General features: G+C 46.6%; 1 pseudogene. It reads left to right on the top strand.

Going from position 1 to position 731, the window contains the following annotated elements:
* A pseudogene (locus tag Q1A18_RS18965) lies at positions 1-731 on the top strand (hypothetical protein); the annotation flags it as partial.

The following is a 731-nucleotide window of genomic DNA, read 5'->3' as shown; positions in this document are numbered from 1 at the left end:
CCGACAGCAGTTTGCAAGGACATCACTGTTCAGCTTGATGCCTCCGGATCGGCAACAATTGTCGCAGGAGACGTTGATAATGGATCGACCGATGCTTGTGGTATAGCCTCGCTGACCGTATCTCCGAGTAGTTTTGACTGCTCTGATGTTGGAGCTAATCCGGTAACGCTGACAGTAACCGACAATAATGGAAATAGCTCAACGTGCACAGCAACAGTAACAATTGAAGATACTGTTGATCCGATAGCCATTTGTCGGAACATCACTGTTCAGCTGGATGCCAATGGAAATGCGAGCATAACCCCTGCTCAAATCGATAATGGATCGAATGATAACTGCGACAATTCATTAGACCTGAGTCTTGACATCACGAGTTTTGACTGCACAACCATTGGTTCGAATACGGTGACCCTTACCGTAACCGATGATTATGGAAATTCAGACAACTGTACGGCAACAGTCACAGTAGAAGACAATGTTGCACCGACAGCAGTTTGCAAGGACATCACTGTTCAGCTTGATGCCTCCGGATCGGCAACAATTGTCGCAGGAGACGTTGATAATGGATCGACCGATGCTTGTGGTATAGCCTCGCTGACCGTATCTCCGAGTAGTTTTGACTGCTCTGATGTTGGAGCTAATCCGGTAACGCTGACAGTAACCGACAATAATGGAAATAGCTCAACGTGCACAGCAACAGTAACAATTGAAGATACTGTTGATCCGATAGC

The sequence above is a fragment of the uncultured Sunxiuqinia sp. genome (assembly GCF_947495665.1).
Lineage (GTDB): Bacteria > Bacteroidota > Bacteroidia > Bacteroidales > Prolixibacteraceae > Sunxiuqinia > Sunxiuqinia rutila.
This window is presented reverse-complemented; position numbering and strand designations above follow the sequence as displayed.